This window comes from Kitasatospora terrestris (assembly GCF_039542905.1).
Taxonomy (GTDB): domain Bacteria; phylum Actinomycetota; class Actinomycetes; order Streptomycetales; family Streptomycetaceae; genus Kitasatospora; species Kitasatospora terrestris.
In genome coordinates, this window is record NZ_BAABIS010000001.1 from 6,612,750 (window position 1) to 6,633,988 (window position 21,239).

The 21,239-nt window shown below is 75.9% G+C and carries 20 protein-coding genes; 17 read left to right on the forward strand and 3 right to left on the reverse strand.

Features of this window, described 5'->3' with window-relative positions:
• Nucleotides 1-10: 10 nt before the first annotated feature.
• From ABEB06_RS30325 to ABEB06_RS30380, 12 genes are all read left to right on the forward strand, one after another.
• Nucleotides 11-1,612 carry an MFS transporter gene (locus ABEB06_RS30325; protein ID WP_345700095.1) on the forward strand — a complete coding sequence of 534 codons (1,602 nt, stop codon included), beginning with the start codon at nt 11-13 and terminating at the stop codon, nt 1,610-1,612.
• Between the two features lie 66 nt (nt 1,613-1,678).
• Nucleotides 1,679-1,909, forward strand: a complete 231-nt coding sequence (gene tatA / locus ABEB06_RS30330) for a Sec-independent protein translocase subunit TatA (RefSeq protein ID WP_345700096.1) — start codon at nt 1,679-1,681, stop codon at nt 1,907-1,909.
• A gap of 91 nt (nt 1,910-2,000) precedes the next feature.
• Nucleotides 2,001-2,897 carry a twin-arginine translocase subunit TatC gene (gene tatC / locus ABEB06_RS30335; protein ID WP_425559813.1) on the forward strand — a complete coding sequence of 299 codons (897 nt, stop codon included), beginning with the start codon at nt 2,001-2,003 and terminating at the stop codon, nt 2,895-2,897.
• Between the two features lie 202 nt (nt 2,898-3,099).
• Nucleotides 3,100-4,251, forward strand: a complete 1,152-nt coding sequence (locus ABEB06_RS30340) for an NAD(P)/FAD-dependent oxidoreductase (protein ID WP_345700098.1) — start codon at nt 3,100-3,102, stop codon at nt 4,249-4,251.
• A 5-nt stretch (nt 4,252-4,256) separates the two neighbouring features.
• On the forward strand, nt 4,257-4,571 hold the full coding sequence (locus ABEB06_RS30345) for a (2Fe-2S)-binding protein (RefSeq protein WP_345700099.1): 315 nt from the start codon (nt 4,257-4,259) through the stop codon (nt 4,569-4,571).
• Nucleotides 4,552-5,985: an FAD-dependent oxidoreductase gene (locus ABEB06_RS30350; RefSeq protein WP_345700100.1), complete on the forward strand. Its 1,434-nt coding sequence runs from the start codon at nt 4,552-4,554 to the stop codon at nt 5,983-5,985. Before ABEB06_RS30345 ends, ABEB06_RS30350 begins: the two co-directional genes overlap by 20 nt.
• Nucleotides 5,986-6,117: 132 nt before the next feature.
• Entirely contained in the window at nt 6,118-6,981 is an 864-nt protein-coding gene (locus ABEB06_RS30355; protein WP_425559814.1) for a dihydrodipicolinate synthase family protein, read from the forward strand.
• 79 nt (nt 6,982-7,060) lie between these two features.
• The gene (locus tag ABEB06_RS30360) at nt 7,061-8,065 is read left to right on the forward strand and encodes a proline racemase family protein (protein ID WP_345700102.1); all 1,005 of its coding nucleotides are present in this window, start codon (nt 7,061-7,063) and stop codon (nt 8,063-8,065) included.
• 166 nt (nt 8,066-8,231) lie between these two features.
• Nucleotides 8,232-9,611, forward strand: coding sequence for an aldehyde dehydrogenase family protein (locus tag ABEB06_RS30365; protein WP_345700103.1), 1,380 nt, complete (start codon nt 8,232-8,234; stop codon nt 9,609-9,611).
• On the forward strand, nt 9,608-10,615 hold the full coding sequence (locus tag ABEB06_RS30370; RefSeq protein ID WP_345700104.1) for a proline racemase family protein: 1,008 nt from the start codon (nt 9,608-9,610) through the stop codon (nt 10,613-10,615). Before ABEB06_RS30365 ends, ABEB06_RS30370 begins: the two co-directional genes overlap by 4 nt.
• The gene (locus tag ABEB06_RS30375) at nt 10,612-11,529 is read left to right on the forward strand and encodes an ornithine cyclodeaminase family protein (RefSeq protein ID WP_345700105.1); all 918 of its coding nucleotides are present in this window, start codon (nt 10,612-10,614) and stop codon (nt 11,527-11,529) included. The genes ABEB06_RS30370 and ABEB06_RS30375 overlap by 4 nt, the downstream gene beginning before the upstream one ends.
• 40 nt (nt 11,530-11,569) lie before the next feature.
• Nucleotides 11,570-12,280, forward strand: a complete 711-nt coding sequence (locus ABEB06_RS30380) for a GntR family transcriptional regulator (protein ID WP_345700106.1) — start codon at nt 11,570-11,572, stop codon at nt 12,278-12,280.
• Nucleotides 12,281-12,339: 59 nt separating this feature from the next.
• Here ABEB06_RS30380 and ABEB06_RS30385 read toward each other — a convergent pair whose 3' ends face one another.
• Nucleotides 12,340-13,041 carry an ABC transporter ATP-binding protein gene (locus ABEB06_RS30385; protein ID WP_345700107.1) on the reverse strand — a complete coding sequence of 234 codons (702 nt, stop codon included), beginning with the start codon at nt 13,039-13,041 and terminating at the stop codon, nt 12,340-12,342.
• The gene (locus ABEB06_RS30390; RefSeq protein WP_345700108.1) at nt 13,038-14,108 is read right to left on the reverse strand and encodes an ABC transporter permease; all 1,071 of its coding nucleotides are present in this window, start codon (nt 14,106-14,108) and stop codon (nt 13,038-13,040) included. Before ABEB06_RS30390 ends, ABEB06_RS30385 begins: the two co-directional genes overlap by 4 nt.
• Before the next feature lie 188 nt (nt 14,109-14,296).
• Here ABEB06_RS30390 and ABEB06_RS30395 point away from each other — a divergent pair, with 188 nt between their 5' ends.
• From ABEB06_RS30395 to ABEB06_RS30415, 5 genes are all read left to right on the forward strand, one after another.
• Nucleotides 14,297-15,532, forward strand: a complete 1,236-nt coding sequence (locus ABEB06_RS30395; protein WP_345700109.1) for a sensor histidine kinase — start codon at nt 14,297-14,299, stop codon at nt 15,530-15,532.
• Entirely contained in the window at nt 15,529-16,167 is a 639-nt protein-coding gene (locus tag ABEB06_RS30400; protein WP_345700110.1) for a response regulator, read from the forward strand. Before ABEB06_RS30395 ends, ABEB06_RS30400 begins: the two co-directional genes overlap by 4 nt.
• A 78-nt stretch (nt 16,168-16,245) precedes the next feature.
• Entirely contained in the window at nt 16,246-18,186 is a 1,941-nt protein-coding gene (locus ABEB06_RS30405) for a HEAT repeat domain-containing protein (protein WP_345700111.1), read from the forward strand.
• 157 nt (nt 18,187-18,343) lie between these two features.
• Nucleotides 18,344-19,357 carry a nitronate monooxygenase gene (locus ABEB06_RS30410; RefSeq protein ID WP_345700112.1) on the forward strand — a complete coding sequence of 338 codons (1,014 nt, stop codon included), beginning with the start codon at nt 18,344-18,346 and terminating at the stop codon, nt 19,355-19,357.
• A 126-nt stretch (nt 19,358-19,483) separates the two neighbouring features.
• Nucleotides 19,484-20,839 (forward strand): acyltransferase, encoded by a 1,356-nt coding sequence (locus ABEB06_RS30415; protein WP_345700113.1) that lies wholly within the window; start codon nt 19,484-19,486, stop codon nt 20,837-20,839.
• 22 nt (nt 20,840-20,861) lie between these two features.
• Here the strand turns inward: ABEB06_RS30415 and ABEB06_RS30420 are convergent, their stop codons facing one another.
• Nucleotides 20,862-21,236 (reverse strand): MerR family transcriptional regulator, encoded by a 375-nt coding sequence (locus ABEB06_RS30420; protein ID WP_345700114.1) that lies wholly within the window; start codon nt 21,234-21,236, stop codon nt 20,862-20,864.
• Between the last annotated feature and the right edge of the window lie 3 nt (nt 21,237-21,239).

A 21,239-nucleotide genomic window follows, 5' to 3' on the forward strand; every position in this document is an offset into this window, starting at 1 on the left:
GAGCGACCCCGTGGACCGATGGAAGGCGCTGGCCGTACTGGGCCTGGCCCAGTTCCTGATGGTGCTGGACGCCTCGGTGATGAACGTGTCGATCAGCCAGCTGGTCGAGGACTTCGACACGGAGGTCACCGCCATCCAGGCCGTCATCACCCTGTACACCCTGGTGATGGCGGCCTTCATGCTGACCGGCGGCCGGCTCGGCGACATGTTCGGCCGCCGCCGGGTCTTCCTGGGCGGGCTGGTGGTGTACGCGGTCGGCTCCGGCCTGACCGCGGTGGCGCCGACGGTCGGGGTGCTGGCCCTCGGCTGGTCGGTGATCGAGGGCCTCGGCGCGGCCCTGGTGCTGCCCGCGCTGGCCGCGCTGGTGGCGGGGGCGTACCAGGGCCGGGACCGGGCGGTGGCGTACGGCGTGATCGGCGGGCTGGCCGGCGCCGGCATCGCGGTCGGTCCGCTGCTCGGCGGCTGGGTCACCACCTACCTCACCTGGCGGCTGGTGTTCGCCGGCGAGGTGGTGCTGGTGGTGCTGATCCTGGTGCTGAACAGGTGGATCCCGGCCGAGGAGCGGCCCGCCGAGCGCGGCCGGCTGGACGTGCCGGGCGTGCTGCTCTCCGCGGCCGGGCTGGCGCTGGTGGTGCTGGCGGTGCTGCAGAGCGGCACCTGGGGCTGGGTGCAGCCGCGCAACCCGCCCTTCACCGTGCTGGGCTTCGCCCCGACGCTGTTCGTGATCGCCGTCGGCGGGGCGCTGCTGTACGCCTTCGTCCACAACGAGCGGCGCCAGGAGCGGCTGGGCCGGACCCCGCTGGTGCACGTCCGGCTGTTCCGGGTCGGGGTGCTGCGCTCGGGCCTGATGACGCTGTTCAACCAGAACACCATCCTGCTCGGCCTGTTCTTCGTGATCCCGCTCTACCTCCAGGTGGTGCAGGGCCTGGACGCCTTCGAGACCGGGCTGAAGCTGCTGCCGGTGTCGATCGCGATGCTGGTCGCCTCGATGTCGGGCTCGCTGCTGCTGCGGGTGGCCTCGCCGCGGCGGATCGTCCGGGTCGGGCTGCTGGTCCTGCTGGCGGCGACGCTGTGGCTGATCACCACGATCGGCCCGGAGCTGAACGGCGCCTCCTTCGCCGGCTCGATGGCGCTGCTCGGGCTGGGCCTCGGGATGCTCGCCTCGCAGCTGGGCAACGTGGTGCAGTCCGGTGTCGAGGAGCAGGACCGCAGCGAGGCCGGCGGCCTGCAGTACACCGCGCAGAACCTGGGCTCCTCGGTGGGCACCGCGCTGATCGGCGCGCTGCTGATCGGGGCGCTGGCCGGCTCGGTGACCGAGCTGGTGGGCGGCGACCCGCGGATCTCCGCGGCGGTCTCCGCGCAGGCCACGACCCGGGTGGAGGCCGGGATCTCCTTCGTCCCGTCCGACCAGGTGGCCGCGGCGCTGGCCGCCCAGCCCGGGCTGCCGCCGGCCGAGGCGGCCGCGCTGCTGGAGAACTACGAGAGCGCCCAGATCGCGGGGCTGAAGTCCGCGGTGCTGGCCTGCTCGGCCATCACGGCGGCCAGTCTGCTGTTCACCCGGCGGCTGCCCGCGGAGCGGGCGGGAAATCGGAAGGACCTGGGTTCCCGGTAGGCCGCCCCCAGCGGCTACCATCGCCGGAAGCGGGGGAGTGGTCCCTCCGCAGGGAGGTGGTCCGCCGTGAGGATCTCGCCGACGGCGATCGTCCTGGTCGTGCTCTTCGCCGTGCTGCTCTTCGGCGGCAAGCGCCTGCCCGACGCCGCGCGGGCGCTGGGCCGCTCGTTGCGCATCCTGAAGAGCGAGACCAAGGCCCTGCGCAGGGAGTTCGACGACGCCTCGAAGCCCGAGGCGGAGCCGGACCGGGTGGTCAAGGCGGCGCCCGGCGCGGCCCGCACCGACCGCGCCGCCTGAGCCCGTACCGCCGCTCCGCTGAAGCCGCCGCACGATTCGAGGACCCGGGTTGACCAAGTCGTCCAAGCCAGACAAGGACCCCGAGGGTCGGATGGCCCTCGCCGACCACCTGCGCGAGCTCCGCAACCGCGTGGTGAAGTCGGTGCTCGCCATCCTGGTGTTCACGATCGTCGCGGCCTACTTCAACAAGCACCTGATCAACTTCCTCACCGACCCGCTGCCGCGCTGCCTCCCCGACGGCACCAAGCCGCCCGGGCTGGAGAGCTGCGTCAAGGTCGCCAACATCGGCCTGCTGGCGCCGTTCACCGTCGTCCTCAAGGTCAGCCTCACGGCCGGCCTGGTGGCGGCGACCCCGGTCTGGCTGTACCAGCTCTGGCGCTTCGTCGCGCCGGGCCTGCACAAGCACGAGCGCCGCTACTCGCTGAGCTTCCTGGGCTTCGGCACGCCGCTGTTCCTGGCCGGCGCGGCCTTCGCCTACCTGGTCATGCCGACCACCGCGGCGGTGCTGGCCGGCATGGCGGGCGACGACGTCGAGGCGATCGTGCCGGTGGAGACCTACCTCGACCTGGTCACCCGGATGGTGCTGGTCTTCGGCCTGGGCTTCGAGCTGCCGCTGTTCCTGGTGATGCTGAACTTCGTCGGCGTGCTCACCGGCAAGCGGCTGCTGGGCTGGTGGCGCGGCATGGTGATGGGCATCACCGTGTTCGCCGCGTTCGCGACGCCGAGCGCGGACCCGCTGTCGATGCTGGCGCTGGCCGCGCCGATCTGGGCGCTGTACTTCGTCGCCGTGGGCATCGCGCTGATGAACGACAAGCGCAAGGCGGCCCGCAACCCCGACGCCGGTCTGGACGACGACGAGGCGTCCCACGTGGACCTGTCGGTGGACGGCGTGGAGGGCGCGGAGGAGATCGAGGCCTCCGCGGCCCCGGAGGCGCCCGCCCCGGTGCCGGCCGCGCGCCGCGAGCACATCGACGACGACATCACCTGATCCCGCCGACGCCCGGCCCGGGCCCCGCACCGCCGACCACCCCGGCGGTGCGGGGCCCTCGGCGTTCCCGCCCCCGGTCTTCCCGCCTCGGTGTTCCCGCCTCGGTGCTCCCGCCCCCGCGCGTTCCCCGGGCGCCTGACCTGGGAAGGCTCGCGGTGGGGCGGGCTTGGCAGAGCATTGAGCCATGTGACATATTACTGAGGTGCTCAAGCGATCCCCCCACGACGTCGTGGTGATCGGCGCCGGTGTCGTCGGCGCCGCCTGCGCGTACTACGCCACCCTGGCCGGCCTGCGGGTCGCCGTGGTCGACCGCGGCCCGGTGGCCGGCGGCACCACCGGCGCGGGCGAGGGCAACCTGCTGGTCTCCGACAAGGAGCCCGGCCCCGAACTCGACCTCGCGCTGCTCTCCACCCGGCTGTGGCGCGGACTCGCCGACACCCTCGGCGAGGCGGTCGAGTACGAGCCCAAGGGAGGCCTGGTGGTCGCCTCCGGCGAGGCCGGGCAGGACGCCCTGCGCGCCTTCGCCGCTGAGCAGCGCACCGTGGGCGTCGACGCCGAGGAGATCCCCGGCGACCGGCTGCGCGAACTGGAGCCGCACCTCGCGGAAGGCCTGGCCGGCGGCTTCCTCTACCCGCAGGACGCCCAGGTGCAGCCCGCCCTGGCCGCCGCCCACCTGCTGCGCGCCTCCGGCGCCGACCGCTTCCTCGGCGAGGCCGTCACCGGCCTGCTGCGCGGCCCCGGCGGCGCCGTCACCGGCGTGCGCACCGACCGCCGCGAGCTGCCCGCCGCCGCCGTGGTCAACGCGGCCGGCACCTGGGGCGGCGAACTCGCCGCCCTCGCCGGGGTCGAGCTGCCGGTGATGCCCCGGCGCGGCTTCGTCCTGGTGACCGAACCGCTGCCGCGGATCGTCCGCCGCAAGGTGTACGCCGCCGACTACGTCGCCGACGTCGCCAGCGGCTCCGCCGACCTGCAGAGCTCCGCCGTGGTCGAGGGCACGCCCGCCGGGCCGGTGCTGATCGGCGCCAGCCGGGAGCGGGTCGGCTTCGACCGGACGCTCTCCACCGAGGTGCTGCGCCGGCTCGCCGCCCAGGCCGCCGCGCTCTTCCCGGTCCTGCGCACCGTCTCGGTGCAGCGCGCCTACCGCGGCTTCCGCCCGTACCTGCCGGACCACCTGCCCGCCATCGGCGCCGACCCCCGGGTCGAGGGGCTGTACCACGCGTGCGGCCACGAGGGCGCCGGCATCGGCCTCGCTCCCGCCACCGGCCTGCTGATCGCCGAGCAGCTCACCGGCAAGGAGCCCGGCCTCGACCTCGCGCCCTTCCGGGCCGACCGCTTCAGCAAGGGAACGGAGTGACCGCCATGGGCCGCAACCCCATCGACCTGGTCGGCGCGGAGCCCGGGCCCGCCCGCACCGTCCTCTTCGACGGCCGCCCGGTGCCCGCCCTGCCCGGGCAGACCATCGCCGCCGCGCTGTGGGCCGCCGGCGTGCTCGCCTGGCGCACCACCCGCGACGGCGGGAGGCCGCGCGGCGCGTTCTGCGGGATCGGCCAGTGCTTCGACTGCCTCGCCACCGTCAACGGCCGGCCCAACCGGCGCACCTGCCTGGAACCCGCCGAGGACGGCGACACCGTCACCACCCAGGAGGGCCACGGCCATGCCGAACTCGCGATCTGAGAGCGGCCGGAGCGCCGGCGCGCACCCGGCGGGCGCGGCCCGCGCCGGGGGGAGGCCGTACGACCTGGCGGTGGTCGGGGCCGGCCCAGCGGGGCTGGCGGCCGCGGTGACCGCGGCCGACCTGGGCCTGCGGGTCGCGCTGGTCGACGCCGGGGCGCGGATCGGCGGCCAGTACTACCGGCACCCCGCGCCCGAACTCGGCGCGGCCCGCCCCGAGCGGCTGCACCACGGCTGGTCGGCCTTCGCCGGCCTGCGCGAGCGCCTCGCCGCGCACGCCGGCGTCGACCACCTGGCCGGCCACCACGTCTGGGCCGCCGAGCGCGGCCCGGTGTGGCGGCTGCACACCACGCACGGCCCGGAGGCCGCCGACCGCACCACCGTCGAGGCGGGCGCCGTCCTGCTCGCCACCGGCGCGTACGAGCGGCAGCTGCCCTTCCCGGGCTGGACGCTGCCCGGGGTGGTCACCGCGGGTGGCGCCCAGGCCATGCTGAAGTCCGGCCTGGTGCTGCCCGGGCGGCGGATCGTGGTGGCCGGCAGCGGTCCGCTGCTGCTGGCCGCCGCCTCCTCGCTGGTGCACGCCGGCGCCGAGGTGCCGGCGGTGGTGGAGGCCACCGACTACCTCGGCTACGCCAAGGGCCTGCCCACCCTGCTGGGCAACCCGGCGAAGCTGGTCGAGGGCGCCCGGCACGGTGCGACCCTGCTGCGGCACCGGGTCCGGCTGCGCCGGTCCGGCGCGGTGGTCGAGGCGCACGGCACCGACCGGGTCACCGCCGTCACGGTGGCCCGGCTGGACGGGGACTGGCGCCCGGTGCCCGGCACCGAGCGCCGGATCGCGTGCGACGCGGTCGCGGTCGGCCACGGGCTCGTCCCGCAGATCGAGCTGGCCACCGAGCTGGGCGCCGCGACCAGGACCACCCCGGACGGCGCGGTGGCGCTCGCCGTCGACGCCGAGCAGCGCACCAGCCTGGACGGGCTGTTCGCGGCCGGGGAGACCTGCGGGGTCGGCGGCGCCGACCTGGCGCTCGCCGAGGGCGTGCTGGCCGCGTACGCGGTGGCCGGACGGCCCGCGCCGCGCGGCGCGGTGGTCCGCCGCGACCGCCGGCGGGCGTTCGCGGAGCTGATGGCCGCGGCGCACGTGCCGGGCGCCGGCTGGACCGGCTGGCTGACCCCGGAGACGGACGTCTGCCGGTGCGAGGAGGTCCCCGTCGCGCGGATCCGGGAGGCCGTGGAGGAGCTCGGCGCGGGCGACGCCCGCACCGTCAAGCTGCTCACCCGGGCCGGGATGGGCTGGTGCCAGGGCCGGATGTGCGGCGCGGCCGTGGCCTGCCTGTCCGGCGGGCCCGAGGGCCGGGCGGACAGCCGCCCGCTGTCCTGCCCGGTGCCGCTGGCGCAGCTGGCCGAGCCGCCGGCCTGAGCCTTCCGCGGCTTTTCGGCGGGGGCCTTGTGGTCCTCTGCCCCCTTCTATAAAATGTCACACCTCACCTACAAGGGAGTTCCCCCCGTGTCCCTCGAAGCGCACGACCCCACTCGTCCGTGGCGCGGCATCATGGTCGCCACCACGCTTCCGTTCCGTGACGACCTCACGGTGGACTACGACGCGTACGCCGAGCACGTCCGCTGGCTGATCGACAACGGCTGCGACGGCGTGGTGCCCAACGGCTCGCTGGGCGAGTACCAGACCCTCACCCCGGAGGAGCGCGCCAAGGTCGTCACCGTCGCCGTCGAGGCGGCCGGCGACGGCGCCCGCGTGATGCCCGGCGTCGCCGCGTACGGCAGCGCCGAGTCCCGCCGGTGGGCCGAGCAGGCCGCCGAGGCCGGCGCGGGCTCCGTGCTGCTGCTGCCGCCGAACGCCTACCGCGCCGACCGGGCCGCCGTCCGCGCGCACTACGCCGAGGTCGCGCAGGCCGGCCTGCCGATCGTGGCCTACAACAACCCGATCGACACCAAGGTCGACCTGGTCCCCCCGCTGCTCGCCGAGCTGCACGCCGAGGGCTCCATCGTCGCGGTCAAGGAGTTCAGCGGCGACGTCCGCCGGGCGTACGAGATCGCCGAGCTCGCCCCCGAGCTGGACCTGCTGATCGGCGCCGACGACGTCCTGCTGGAGCTCGCCCTCGCCGGTGCCGTCGGCTGGATCGCCGGCTACCCGAACGCGCTGCCGCAGGCCTCCGCCACGCTGTACCGCGCGGCCGTCGCCGGCGACCTCCCGGTCGCCCTCCCGCTGTACAAGTCGCTGCACTCGCTGCTGCGCTGGGACTCCAAGACCGAGTTCGTCCAGGCGATCAAGCTCTCCCAGGACATCGCCGGCCGTCGCGGCGGCCCCACCCGCGCGCCGCGCCTGCCGCTCGTCCCGGAGATCGACGCCGCCGTGCGCGCGGCCACCGAGAAGGCCATCGCCGAGGGCCACAAGTAACCCGGACCGGCACCACGCCAGACCGCAGGGCCGGCTCACCGGGGGGAGCCGGCCCGCCCACCTTCCAGGAGCACACGCGATGCGCAGCCGCCACGTCTTCCACGCCGTCGACTCGCACACCGAGGGCATGCCGACCCGGGTGATCACCGGCGGGTTCGGCGCCGTGCCCGGCGCCACCATGGCCGAGCGGCGGGTCCACTTCCAGCAGCACCTCGACCACTTCCGCACCCTGCTGATGTACGAGCCCCGCGGCCACGCCGCGATGAGCGGCGCGATCCTGCAGCCGCCCACCCGGCCGGACGCCGACTTCGGCGTGCTCTACATCGAGGTCTCCGGGCTGCTGCCGATGTGCGGCCACGGCACCATCGGGGTCGCCACCGTCCTGGTCGAGACCGGCATGGTGCCGGTCGTCGAACCGGTCACCACCGTGCGCCTCGACACGCCCGCCGGGCTGGTCGTCGCCGACGTCCACGTGGAGAACGGCGCGGCGAAGGCCGTGACCATCCGCAACGTGGCCTCGTACTCCGTCGCCCTGGACCTCAAGGTCGACGTGCCCGGCTTCGGGACCGTCACCTACGACCTGGCGTACGGCGGCAACTTCTACGCGATCCTGCCGCTGGAGCAGTTCGGGCTGCCCTTCGAGCGGGAGCGCAAGCAGGAGATCCTGGACGCCGGGCTCGCCATGATGGACGCCGTCAACGCGAGCGCCGACCGGCCGGTCCACCCGGACAACCCGTCCATCCACAGCTGCCACCACGTCCAGCTGCTCGCCCCCGGCTCCGACGCCCGGCACTCCCGGCACGCGATGGCCATCCACCCCGGCTGGTTCGACCGCTCGCCCTGCGGCACCGGCACCTCCGCGCGGATGGCCCAGCTGCACGCGCGCGGCGAACTCCCGCTGGACACCGACTTCGTCAACGACTCCTTCATCGGCACCAGCTTCACCGGCCGCCTGGTGGAGGAGACCGAGGTCGCCGGCCGCCCCGCCGTCGTGCCGACGGTCACCGGCCGGGCCTGGGTGACCGGCACGGCCCAGTACTTCCTGGACCCGACGGATCCCTTCCCGGCGGGGTTCCTGCTCTGACGCTGCCGCTCCGACGCTGCCGCGTGCCGCGTGCCGCGTTCCGTCCGTGCCGCGACCTGACCCGCCTGCTCTTCCGCTTCGCGCAGTTCTCCCCCGGCCTCCGGCCGGGAGGGACCCCCACGCGCCCCTGCCGGGGCGCGGGGTGAGACCGAAAGGTGCCTCTTCGATGACCATCAGCTCGTACAACCCCGCCGACCCGGCCGATCTGGTGGTCGCCGTCGAGGCCCCCGGCGCCGCCGGGGTGGCGGCGGCGGTGGCCCGGGCCCGCGCCGCGCAGCCCGGTTGGCTGGCGATCGGCGCCGCCGCGCGGGCCGCGGCGCTCGGCCGGGCCGCCGACGCGGTGGAGGCGAACGCCGAGGAGCTGGTCGCGCTGACCGTCCGCGAGGTCGGCAAGCCGGTCGTCGAGGCGCGCGGCGAGCTCGCCCGCACCGTCGCGATCTGGCGCTACTACGCGCAGGCGGCGTTCGCCCCGTCCGGCGCGGTGCACGAGCCGGCCGCCGGCGAGGGCCTGCTGCTCACCCGGCGCCGCCCGTACGGCGTGGCCGGACTGATCACGCCGTGGAACTTCCCGCTGGCCATCCCGACCTGGAAGGCGGCGCCCGCGCTCGCCGTCGGCAACACCGTGGTGCTCAAGCCCGCGCCCGAGGCCACCGCGTGCGCCCTGCGCCTGGCCGAGCTGGCCGGTCTGCCCGAGGGCGTGCTGACCGTCGTCCCGGGCGGCGCCGAGGAGGGCGCCGCGCTGGTGGCGGCCACCGACGTGGTGTCCTTCACCGGCTCCACCGGGGTCGGCCGGGCCGTCGTCGCGGCGACCGCCGAGCGCGGCATCCCCGTCCAGGCGGAGATGGGCGGCCTGAACGCCGCGCTCGTCCTCCCCGACGCCGACATCGCCCAGGCGGCCGCCCACCTGGCCGCCGCGATCGCCGGCTACGCGGGCCAGAAGTGCACCGCCACCAGCCGGGTGATCGCGGTCGGCGACGCGTACGAGCCGCTCGCCGAGGCGCTCGCCAAGGCGCTGGCCGCCACCCCCGCCGCCGACCCGGCCCGGTCCGCCACCGCGTGCGGCCCGGTCATCAACGAGGCCGCCCTCGACCGGCTGACCTCCGCGATCGGCAGCGCGACCGCGGCCGGGGCGACCCTGCTGGCCGGCGGCCGCCGCGCCGAGCGGGACGGCTGGTACCTGGAGCCGGCCCTGCTGGAGAACGTCCCCGCCGATCACCCGCTGCGCACCGAGGAGTTCTTCGGCCCGGTCGCCGTGCTGCTGCACGCCGCCGACCTGGACGAGGCGATCGCGCTGGCCAACGACACCCGGCACAGCCTCTCCACCTCCGTGCACAGCCGCGACCTGGACGTGGCGCTGGCCGCCGCCGACCGCCTCGACGCGGGCATGGTCCGGGTCAACGCGCCGTCCAGCGGCGTCGACTTCCACCTGCCGTTCGGCGGGGCCAAGGCCGCGAGCTACGGCTCGCGCGAGCAGGGCCAGGCCGTGCTCGACTTCTACACCGCCTCCCGCACCGTCACCCTGCTCCCCGCCGGAGGCACCCGGTGAACATCGCCACCACCGACTACCACACCGCCGGCGAGCCGTTCCGGATCGTCACCGCCGGCCTGCCGCCGATCCCCGGCGACAGCGTCGCCGAGCGCCGGGCCATCGCGATCGGCTCCGGCGGCACCGCGACCTCGCCGCGGCCCAGCGCCCTGGACGACATCCGCCGGCTGCTCACCCGCGAACCCCGCGGCCACGCCGGGATGTACGGCGGCTTCCTGGTCCCGCCGGACGACGGCGAGGCCCACCTGGGCGTGCTGTTCTGGCACAAGGACGGCTACTCGACCGCGTGCGGCCACGGCACCATGGCGCTCGGCGCCTGGGCGGTGGACTCCGGACTGGTCCAGGCCCCCGAGGACGGCACCGCGCTGGTGCGCATCGACGTGCCGTCCGGGAGGGTCAGCGCCACCGTGCACCGCGCCGGCGGCCGCACCACCGGCGTGACCTTCCGCAACGTCCCCACCCGGATCGTCGCCCGCAAGATCGAGACGGCCACCGCCCGCGGCACCGTCGAGGTCGACCTGGCGCACTCCGGAGCCCTGTACGCCTCGGTCCGCGCCGCCGACCTCGGCCTGCAGGTCGCTCCCGGGCAGCTCGCCGGACTGACCGCGGCCGGGCGGGAGATCCGCGCCGCCCTCGCCGACCACCCGGCGGTCGCCGCGGTCCGCGACGGCATCTACGGCGTGATCCTCTTCGACGAGCTCGCCGACACCCCGGCCGGCCCGCACCAGCGCAACGTCACCGTCTTCGCGGACGGCCAGATCGACCGCTCCCCGTGCGGCTCCGGCAGCTCCGCCCGGCTCGCCCTGCTCGCCGTCGACGGCCGGCTCGGCGCCGGCGAGGAACTGCGCCACGAATCGGTCATCGGCACCGTCTTCACCGGCCGCGCCCTCGCCGAACAGGACGGCGGCATCGTCACCGAGGTCACCGGCACCGCGTACCGCACCGGCGAGCACCGCTTCGTGCTCGACACCGACGACGCGCTCGGGACGGGATTCCTGCTGTGACCGCGCCGCTCGACCTCACGCTGACCCCGGAGGCGGCCGTCGCCGCGCTGGAACGCGTCCTGCTCGACGGGCTCGACCCGGAGAACTGCCCGCAGCGTTCCAACATCCCGGTGCCCGCCGGTGAGCTCCTGCTGATGCCGGCCGCCACCGAGCGGTACGCCGGGGTCAAGATCGCCGGCGTCGCGCCCGCCAACCCCGCCCGCGGCCTGCCCCGGATCACCGGCAGCTACCTGCTGCTCGACGGCGCCACCCTGCAGCCGCTCGCCCTGCTGGACGGCGCCGCGCTCACCGCGCTGCGCACCCCCGCGGTCACCGCCGTCGCCCTGCGCCGGCTCGCCGCACCCGGCACCGGGCACCTGGTGCTGTTCGGGGCCGGCCCCCAGGCGTACGGGCACCTCGACGTGCTGCGCGCCGTCCTGCCGCTCGTCGAGCTGACCGTGGTCGCCCGCAGCGCCGGGCCCGCCGAGCGGCTCGTCGCGTACGCGGCCTCGCTCGGACTGAAGGCCCGCACCGGCGGACCGGAGGCCGTCGCCGCGGCGGACGCCGTGGTCTGCTGCACCACCGCCCGCACCCCGCTCTTCGACGGCGCCCTGGTGCCCGACCACGCGGTGGTCGCGGCCGTCGGCTCGCACGAGCCCGAGGCCCGCGAGGTCGACGCCGTCCTGGTCGGCCGGGCCGCCCGGTACGTCGAGGCCAGGACGGTGGCGCTGCGGGAGGCCGGCGACCTGATCCAGGCCGGGGCCGCGGCGGACAGCCTTGCTAATCTGTCAGAACTGGTGACCGGCGAGGCAGTTGTACCGCACAATCGGCCGAGGTTCTTCAAGAGCGTCGGCATGGCGTGGCAGGACCTCGCGGTGGCCGCCGCACAGTACGAACTGGGACGCGGCCGGGCGGATTCACTCACCGTAACGTGACATTGTACAATGAGGTCCTGCAAACCTCCGGAGGAACACCATGGCGGACCTCAAGCCCCGCACCCTCATCTCCGTCCAGGAGCGGCTGCGCGACCAGGTCGCCCACGCCCTGCGCGCGGCGCTGATCTCCGGCGAGCTGCGCCCCGGCGTCGTCTACTCGGCGCCCGCGCTCGCCGCGGACTTCGGGGTCTCCGCCACCCCCGTGCGCGAGGCGATGCTCGACCTGGCCCGCGAGGGCCTGGTCGAGGCCGTCCGCAACAAGGGCTTCCGGGTCACCGAGCTCAGCGAGCGCGACCTCGACGAGTACACCGAGATCCGCGCCCTGATCGAGGTACCCACCGTCGGCCGGGTCACCCGCACCGCCACCGCCGAACAGCTGGAGGCGCTGCGGCCGCAGGCCGAGGCGATCGTCGCCGCCGCCCGCAAGCACGACCTGATCGGCTACCTGGAGGCCGATCGCCAGTTCCACCTCGACCTGCTCGGCCTGGCCGGCAACTCCCGTCTGGTCGAGACCGTCGGCGACCTGCGCAAGCGCTCCCGGCTCTACGGCCTCAACCGCCTCGACCAGCGCGGCGAACTCGTCTCCTCCGCCGAGGAGCACCTCGAACTCCTCGACCTGATGATCTCCGGCGACGCCACCGCCGCCGAGGACTGCATGTCCCGCCACCTCGGCCACATCCGCTCCCTCTGGGCCTCCGGCGCCGACACCCCCGTCGAGGAACGCCCCGCCCTCCGCCTCGGCACCCGCTGACCCGATCGGCGAAGAGCCCCGGTGACCGCGAGGTCGCCGGGGCTCCGTCGTGGCCGGGCTCAGGACAGGCGGCCGTCGTGCATCTCCAGGACGCGGTCGACGCGGCCGAGGAGGTCGCGGTCGTGGGTGACCATGACGGTGGCCGTGGAGTGGGCGCGGGTGATCTCGGCGAGCAGGGTGACGATCTGGGCGCCGCGCTCGTGGTCGAGGGCGGAGGTGGGCTCGTCGACCAGCAGGACGGAGGGCTCGCCGAACAGGGCGCGGGCGATGTTGACCCGCTGGCGCTCGCCGCCGGAGAGCTGGTGCGGGCGGCGCCGCTGCTTGGCGCCCTCCAGGCCGACCGAGGCCAGCAGCTCCTCGGCGCGGCGCCGGGCCTCCCGGGGGCGCCGGCCGCGGACCGACTCCAGCACCAGCAGCTGCTCGACGGCGGTGAGCGAGGCGAGCAGGTTGGACTGCTGGAAGACGATGCCGAGCCGGTCGCGGCGCAGCGCGGTGCGCTCCCGGTCGCCGAGCGCGCCCGCGTCGACGCCGTCGATCAGCACCTCGCCGCAGTCGGGGCGCAGCAGGGTCGCGGCGACCGCCAGCAGGCTGGACTTGCCGGAGCCGGACGGCCCGGCGACGGCGGTGAACTCGCCGGGCGCGACGTCCAGCGAGACCGCGTCCAGCGCGGTGAGCCGGGCCTCGCCGTCGGGGTAGGTCAGGGTGACGTCGCGCAGGGCGAGACCGGTGCGGGTGGTCAGGGTGTCGAGTGCGGTGGTCATCGGTTGGCCCCCAGGGCAGCCAGCGGGTCGACGGCGGTGATGCGGCGGACGGCGAGCGCGGCCCCGGCGAGGCCGAGCAGGACCATCACGGAGACCGGCACGGCCACGCTGGAGGCGCTGACCGCGAAGGGCACGGCGGCGGCCGCGAACAGCCCGCCGAGGCCGCCGACCGCCCCGCCGAGCAGCGCGCCGCCGAGCAGGACGGCCGCGGCCTGCGCCAGCGCGTCGCGCACCAGGTAGCCGCTGGACGCGCCGACCGCCTTGAGCACCGCGATGTCGGGCTTGCGCTGCACCGTCCACACCGTGAAGAAGGCACCGACCACCAGGGCGCTCACCGCGAACAGGAAGCCCTGGATCATCTGCAGGCTGCCCTGCTCGGCCGCGTACCCGTTGATGCCGGACAGCGCGTCGGACAGCGGCACGGTGTCGGTGGACTGCCGGGCGTCGAGTGCGGCGAGGCCGCCGGGCGAGCCGGTCAGGGCGAGCGCGGTCGGCTGGGACTGGCCGGACACCTGCTCCCAGGTGGCCACGGTGGTCCACACCGTCGGCGCGTGGGAGAAGGAGCGCTCGGCGGCGAGACCGGAGACGGTCAGCCGCTTCGGGCCGACCGCGACCTGGTCGCCCACCGCCAGGCGGTACTTCGCCGCGGTGTCGGCGCCGACCACGAGCTGCCCGTCCTGCGGGGCGCCGCCGGCGGAGAGCGGCGGCAGCATCGCGGCGGTGGTGCCGACCACGGAGACCGAGGCGGCCGCGTCGGAGGCGGTCAGCCGGGTCATCGAGATGCCCAGCGGCGCCACCGAGCGCACGCCCGGCGCGGCGGCGAACGCGGCCTGCTGCTGCGCGGAGACCGTGCTGTTGCTGAACGACACCTCCGGCGCCGCGCCCGCGGGCGCGCCGAAGACGATCCGGTCGGCGGGCAGCTCGGCGACGGTCGACGAGGCGGCCGAGGCCAGCCCGCCGGTCAGTCCGTACAGGAACACGACCAGGGTCGTTATCAAGGTGACGACCGCGCCCATCAGGGCGAAGCGCCCCTTGGCGAAGCGGATGTCACGCAGTGCGACGAACACGGGGACCTTCCGGGACGAGGGTGGATACCTGCTGCTGAGTACCCCTCCACCCTGGCGAACCGGGGTGCCCCTGCCATCGGGGAGACGTACGGGTCCGCCGCCGCACAGGCGGTGGACCTGCAAATACATCGAACGGTTGATGCCGGGCCGCTCCTGCGCGGCCGCCGCACCCCGTACCCTCGGAAGGCGTGTCCCGTACCGAACCGCCCGCACCCGAGAGTCCCGTCCACTCTGCCCGCACCCCCGCCCTGCGGCTGATGAACCTCGCCCTGCACGGGCTGTTCTTCACCCTGCTGGGCGTGCTGCTGGTCCGGGGCGTGGTCGGCGGCAGTCTCGGCGCGGGCGGCCTCGCCACCGCCGGGGTGCTCGCGGCCGTCTACGCGTCGGGGGGCGTGGCGGAGCGGGTCCGCGACACCCGGCTGTGGGCCGGCGTCTGGCTCGGCGCGGTCGTCGCGCTGTGGATCGCGCTCACCCTGCAGCACCCCGAGTTCTGCTACCTCGCCTTCCCGCTGTACTTCGTCTGCCTGCACGTGCTGCCGCTGCGCTGGTCGCTGACCGCCGTGCTCGCGCTCACCGGCGTGGTGGTCGCCGCCCAGGCCTCCACCCCCGGCGGGCTCACCGTCCCCAAGGTCCTCGGCCCGGTCGCCGGCGCCGCCGTCGCCCTGCTCACCGCGTACGGCTACGCCGCCCTCTACCGGGAGAGCCGGGCCCGGCAGCAGCTCATCGACGACCTGGTCCGCACCCGCGACGAGCTCGCCGCCAGCCAGCGCGAGGCGGGCGTGCTCGCCGAGCGGCAGCGCCTCGCCCGCGAGATCCACGACACCCTCGCCCAGGGCCTGTCCAGCATCGTGCTGCTCGCCCGGTCCGCCGAGGCCACCCTGACCACCCACCCGGGGGCCGCCGCCGAGCGGATCCGCGAGGTCCAGGACACCGCCTCCGCCAACCTCGCGGAGGCCCGCCGGTTCGTCCACGCGCTCGCCCCGCCCGCGCTCGACGACGCCACCCTGACCGAGGCGCTGCGACGCCTCGCCGGCGGCGCCGACGCCGACTTCCACCTCGACGGCGAGCCCTACCCGCTGCCGGTCGAGGCCGAGGTCGCGCTGCTGCGCCTCACCCAGGAGGCGCTCGCCAACGCCGTCCGGCACGCCCGCGCCTCCCGGATCGCGGTCACCCTCAGCTACCTCGACGACGAGGTCACCCTGGACGTCTTCGACGACGGCATCGGCTTCGACGCGGTCACCGCCCCCGGCCCCGACTCCTTCGGCCTGCACGGCATGCACGAGCGGATCACCGCCCTCGGCGGCACCCTCACCGTCGAGTCCGCCCCCGGCGAGGGCACCGCCGTCGCCGTCTCCCTGCCGCTGCGCGCGATCGGGACGGCGGAGAGCGTGCCCACCGGGGCCCCGGTGGCGGTGGTCCAGTGATCCGCGTACTGCTGGTGGACGACCACCCCGTGGTCCGGCGCGGCCTGCGCGCCATGGTCGACGACCTGCCCGACGTCGAGGCGGTCGGCGAGGCCGCGGACGGGGCGGCCGCGCTCGCCCTGCTCGACGGGCCCGGCCCCCGCCCCGACGTGGTCCTGATGGACCTCCAGATGGGCAGCGGCATGCACGGCGTCGAGGCCACCCGGCGGATCACCGCGCTGCCCTCGCCGCCCGCCGTGCTGATCCTCACCACCTACTCCACCGACGCCGACATCCTCGCCGCCGTCGAGGCCGGGGCCACCGGCTACCTGCTCAAGGACGCCCCGCCCGAGGAGGTCGCCGCCGCCGTCCACGCCGCCGCCCGCGGCGAGACCGTGCTCGCCCCGCCGGTCGCCGCCCGCCTGCTCGGCCGGGTCCGGGCCGGGCGCCCGACCCTCAGCCCGCGCGAGGCGGAGATCCTCCAGCTCCTCGCCGAGGGCCTCGCCAACCGGCAGATCTCCAAGCGCCTGTTCATCAGCGAGGCCACCGTGAAGACGCACCTGGTCCACATCTACGACAAGCTCGGCGTCGACTCGCGCACCTCCGCCATCGCCGCCGGCCTCAGCACCGGGCTGATCCGCCCGGCCGCCTCCTGAGCCGCCCGCGCCCGGTGCCGCCCGGGCTCGGATAGCATCCGGGGAGTCGAAGGACCTCCGAAGAGAAGAAGTTCCCTGGTGCTCCAGGACTCCCCGTCCCCGGTGTGGGACACGCTCGACCACCACTACGGCCCGGCCGGCGACCTTCCGGCGCTGATCGCCCGGTGCGCCGGTGCGGACCCGGAGACAGCGGACCGCGCGTTCGGCGAGCTGCACAACAAGGTCTTCCACCAAGGCGGAGCGGTCGTCTCCGCCGCGCCGCCGGTCCTTCCCGTGCTGCTCGGCTGGGCCGCCGACCCCGGCTGCCGGCTGCGGTGCGGAGCCGTCCGGCTGATCGGTTCACTGGCCAAGGTGGGGCGTCAGGCCGCGCCCCGGTTCGTCACGCCCGCCTGGCCCGCCGCCTGGGACGGCGCCGTCCCCGTCCTGGTGGAGCTGCTCGACGACCCGGACCCGCGGGTCCGCCGGGAGGTCGGCTTCCCGCTGGCCCAGGCCGTGCGGGCGGCCGACCGGGTCCTGCCCGCCCTCCACCGGCGCTGGCAGGTGGAGGAGGACGAGGCCGCCCGGATCGGCCTGGTCATGGCGGCGGGTCAGCTGCTCCGGCACCTGGACGGGGAGTGGCCGGCGGAGAGCGTCGACTGGCTGCTGTCGCTGACCGCCCGGCACGAGCCCGCGCAGCGGCTGGCCGGGGCGGTCGCCCTGCGCCGGAGCGGCCTGGGCGGGCGCGACGCCCGGCACATCGACGTCATCGCGGAGGCCCTCGGTCGCAGCGACGTCGGCCCCTGGGTCGACGCCTGGTGCGGACCCCACCGGCCCGACCGGCTGGCGCCGCAGGCGGACGCCGCGCTCGGCGACGACCGCGCCGGACGCGTCCGCCTCAGCACCCTGCTGCTGACCGGCCCGGGCGGACCTGGCGCCCCGGGGCTGTGGACCGCGGGCGAAGTGATGAGCCGCTGGCGCTCCCCGGTGGACGAGCTGCTGCCCCGGGTGGCCGATCGGCTGGCCGACCCGGACCCCGAGGTGCGGACCCTGGCCGTCGAACTGGTCGCTGCCTGCGGGAGTCGCGGCGTGCCGTGGGCCGACCGGCTGGCCGAACTCGCCCGCGCGCCCGAACCGGCCGTGGCGCTCGGAGCACTCCACGCGCTGTCCGGGATCGGGGACGCGCGGGTCGTCGCCCCGCTCGCCGAGCGGCTGGCGGCCGGCGACCCCGCCACGGCGTTCGCCTCGCGGGGCCTGGCCCACTTCGGGTGCGGGCCCACGCTGACCAGGCTCCTCGAACCGCTGCGGGCCCACGCGGACGTGCTGTTGCCACTGCTGATCGGGCGACTGCGAGCGGCCCGGACGCGCGACGAGCGGCGGGACCTCGTCCTGCTGCTCGCCGCCTGGGGGCCGGCGGCCGCCCCGGCCACCGGAGAACTGCTGCGACTGGTCGGGACGGAGGCCGAACCGTGGGCGCTCGACGCCCTGGTGGCCGTCGGCACGGCGCCGGCCCGGGAGGCGGTCCGGGCGGCAGGCCCGGACGGGCCCCCGGACGCCGGCCCGGGCGAGCGGCACCGCGTGGCCGTCCGGTACTGGCGCGCGAGCGGCGACCCGGAGCCGCTGCTCGCCCGGCTGGGGCAGGAGTCGGCGGACCTGCTGCCCGGGCTCGTCGCCGAGCTGGGGCCGCTCGCGCGCCGGTTGGAACCCCGACTGCGGGAGCGGGTCGGGCCGCGCGAGCGGGACTGGAACCAGGTCGACCTCGCCCACGCGCTGTGGCGGATCACGGGGACGCCCGAGGACGCCCACGCCACCGTCGTCGCGCTGCGGTTCGCGCTGCCCGGGGAGGCCGGGATCGGGAGGCGCGCCGAGCGGTCGATCGCCCGGATCGGCGGGATCGGCCCGGACGCGGCGGGTGCCGCGCCGCTGCTGCGGCCGCTGCTGACCGTGGACCGGCGTCCGGTGCCCGGTCAGGGCGTCAGCGCGATCGCGGACGACGACCGGCTCTGCGCGACGGTCGGGCGCACGCTCTCCCGTCTCGGGTAGGGCTCGGATCGTGTCATCCCGGCCGGGGCGGGGACGGCGACGACCCTGCGGCGGTCCGCGGCGCGGGGAGCTGACGGGGTGTCGTGTCGGGGTGCCGGCGGCGGGGCGGGCCGTGCGTAGGGTGGCCGGGACGGAGCAGCTGCGGAAGGTGGTCGGGATGGGGCTCGGGCTCGCGGTCGGGGTGGTGGCGGCGCCGATGGCCGGCGGCGGGTCGACGCCGGAGCTGGTGGCGGCGGTCGGCGGGGCCGGCGGGCTGGGCTTCCTGGCGGCCGGGTACCGGACGGCGGCCGGGATGGCGGAGCAGATCCGTGCCACCCGGGCGCTGACGGACCGTCCGTTCGGGATGAACCTGTTCGTGCCGGGTCCGGCGGCCGATCCGGCGGTGGTGGCGGCGTACCGGGAGCGGCTGCTGCCGGAGGCGCGGCGGTGGGGCGTGGAGCTGCCGGAGCGGGTGGCGGAGGACCGGGACGACTGGGAGGCGAAGCTGGCGGCGCTGGTGGCCGACCCGGTGGCGTACGTGTCGTACACCTTCGGGCTGCCGAGCGCGGCGGAGGCGGCCCAGGTGCGGGCGGCGGGCACGGTGCAGGTGGGGACGGTGACGAGCGCCGCGGAGGCGGTGGCGGCGGCCGGGCGGGGCATGGACGCGCTGACCGTGCAGGGCCCGGAGGCGGGCGGGCACCGGGGGACGCACCGAGCGGAGGACGAGCCGGGCAGCGCCCCGCTGCTCGAACTGCTGGCGGCGGTACGGCGGGTGACGGACCTGCCGCTGATCGCGGCGGGCGGCCTGGCGGACGGCCCGGGCATCGCGGCGGCGCTGGACGCGGGCGCGGAGGCGGTGCAGCTGGGCACGGCGTTCCTGCGCAGCGACGAGTCGGGGGCGTCCCCGGCGCACCGGCGGGCGCTGCTGGAGCTGGGGGAGACGGTGGTGACCCGGGCGTTCACCGGGCGGCCGGCGCGGGGGCTGCGCAACGCGTTCATCGACCGGTACCAGCCGTACGCGCCGACCGGCTACCCGGAGGTGCACCACCTGACCCAGCCGCTGCGGGCGGCGGCGACCCGGCGCGCGGACCTGGACGCGATGCACCTGTGGGCGGGCACCGGCCACCGGCTGGCCCGGACCGGCCCGGCCGCCCGGCTGACCCGGGCGCTGTGGGCGGAGGCGGGGAGGTAGCGCTCTCCTCCGGCCACCTCGTCGATTGGACTGGACCATTGGCCTGGCCAGGCCCTAGGGTCTGAAGTCGCCTCCGCCGCAGGTCGGTTGGTGTCCGGACGGACTTTCGCCCCCGAGGGAGCAGTCGTGAGCGCCTGGCCGCAGTTCCGTGGAGTCCGGACCGTCACCGCCGGGCGGGCGACCGGGACGGTGGTGCGCTGCGGGCTGACCGACACCATGCTCGCCGACCTCTCGGTCTCGGTGGTGCACTTCTACGAGCGGGCGCTGGACGAGGACCGGCTGGCGTCCGGCCTGGCCGCCGCCCTGGCCGCCGTCCCGGAGTTCGGCGGCCGGCTGCGCACCGCCGACGACGGTGTGCTGGAGATCGTCTGCGACGACGCCGGGGTGCCGATGGCCGCCTACGAGGTGGACGGCACCCTGGAGGAGCTGATGGGCCGGGTGACCGCGCCCGGCGGCGGCGACCTGGTCGACCCGGTGGACGCCGCGAAGGCGCGCGGCGGCGGCCTGCCGCTGTTCACCGTACGGGTGACCCGCCCCTCGGCCGGCGGTACGGCGCTCGGCTGCTCCTGGCACCACGCGGTGGGCGACCTGCAGTCGTTCATGCTGCTGATGCGGGCCTGGTCGGCGGCGGTGGAGGGCGGCACCGTCGAACCGGCCGTGCAGGTGGTGGACCGCGAGGCGTACCTGGAGCGGCACCTGCCCGCGACGGACTGCGGACGGCCGGGCTTCCGGGTGCCGGACGCGGCGGAGGCGGCGGCGCTGGCCGCCGAGGTGGCGGCGGCGGGACGGGCCAACCGGACCCTGCAGGTGTTCTTCGCCGAGGAGGAGGTCGCCCGGCTGCACCGGGAGGCGGCCGACGCGGCGGGGCGCCGGCTGAGCGCGGGCGACGCGCTGACCGCGCACGTGGTGGCCACCCTGCGGGAGCTGGACGGCGACACCGGGACCAGGTGGGTCACCGTGCCGGTGAACGTCCGCCGCGCGCTGGGGATGCCGGCGACGCTGGTCGGCAACCCGCTGAGCGAGATCCACCTGCCGTGGGCGCCCGCCCAGGGGCCGGCGGCGCTGGCCGGGGCCCTGCGCGACGCGGTGCTGCGCTTCCCCGAGGACCACCTCAACCTGCGGTCCAACCTGGACTTCCTGCGGGCGCTGGGCCGGGAGCGGACGGGGGAGTGCGTGCCGCTCGGCTTCGATCCGGCGAACCGGCGGTTCAGCCTGTCGAACTGGTCGCGGTTCGGGCTGTACGAGGTGGTGTTCGAGGGGCGGCCGCCGGTCTTCTTCAGCCCGGCGGGCAACTTCCCGGTGCCGTGGATGTCCTGGATGGCGGAGGGGTTCGGCGGCCGGGGCTTCCTGCTGACCGTGGTGCTGCCGGCCCGGCTCGCCGCCCGGCTGCGCGGCGGGGCGGGCCGGGCGGCGCTGCACCGCCACCGCCGGGCGGAGGACGGGCTGCCCGCGCTCGCGCGCGGCCTGGCCAAGCTGCTGTAGCGGGCGGCGGGACGGCCGGCGGCTACGGGGCGATCGCCGAGCGGTAGAAGTCGACCTTGTGCTGAAGGTAGGCCCGCTGGCGGCGCAGCAGCTCGATCTGCTCGTCCACCTGGGCCGAGTGCTCCAGCAGGACGGCCAGCCGGTCGGCGAAGGTGTGCTCGCCGTCGCGGACCAGTTCGGCGAAGCGGAGCATGTCGGCGATCGGCATGCCGGTGTCGCGCAGGCAGCGCAGCACGCCGAGCCACTCCAGGTCGGCGGGGGTGAAGCGGCGGTGCCCGCTGGCGGAGCGCTCCACCCCGTCCAGCAGGCCGATCTTCTCGTAGTACCGCAGGGTGTCCAGGCTGAAGCCCGACTCGGCGACGGCCTGGGCGGGGGTCAGATAGCTGATCGTCGACATGGC

What these genes read in the sequence shown, in the direction of transcription:
- ABEB06_RS30345 (WP_345700099.1), top strand. Translation starts at nt 4,257, where the DNA reads ATGGGCCGCAACCCCATCGACCTGGTCGGCGCGGAGCCCGGGCCCGCC.
- ABEB06_RS30350 (WP_345700100.1), top strand. Translation starts at nt 4,552, where the DNA reads ATGCCGAACTCGCGATCTGAGAGCGGCCGGAGCGCCGGCGCGCACCCG.
- tatC (WP_425559813.1), top strand. Translation starts at nt 2,001, where the DNA reads ATGGCCCTCGCCGACCACCTGCGCGAGCTCCGCAACCGCGTGGTGAAG.
- ABEB06_RS30365 (WP_345700103.1), top strand. Translation starts at nt 8,232, where the DNA reads ATGACCATCAGCTCGTACAACCCCGCCGACCCGGCCGATCTGGTGGTC.
- ABEB06_RS30385 (WP_345700107.1), bottom strand. Translation starts at nt 13,041, where the DNA reads ATGACCACCGCACTCGACACCCTGACCACCCGCACCGGTCTCGCCCTG.
- ABEB06_RS30420 (WP_345700114.1), bottom strand. Translation starts at nt 21,236, where the DNA reads ATGTCGACGATCAGCTATCTGACCCCCGCCCAGGCCGTCGCCGAGTCG.
- ABEB06_RS30360 (WP_345700102.1), top strand. Translation starts at nt 7,061, where the DNA reads ATGCGCAGCCGCCACGTCTTCCACGCCGTCGACTCGCACACCGAGGGC.
- ABEB06_RS30380 (WP_345700106.1), top strand. Translation starts at nt 11,570, where the DNA reads ATGGCGGACCTCAAGCCCCGCACCCTCATCTCCGTCCAGGAGCGGCTG.
- ABEB06_RS30355 (WP_425559814.1), top strand. Translation starts at nt 6,118, where the DNA reads ATGGTCGCCACCACGCTTCCGTTCCGTGACGACCTCACGGTGGACTAC.
- ABEB06_RS30410 (WP_345700112.1), top strand. Translation starts at nt 18,344, where the DNA reads ATGGGGCTCGGGCTCGCGGTCGGGGTGGTGGCGGCGCCGATGGCCGGC.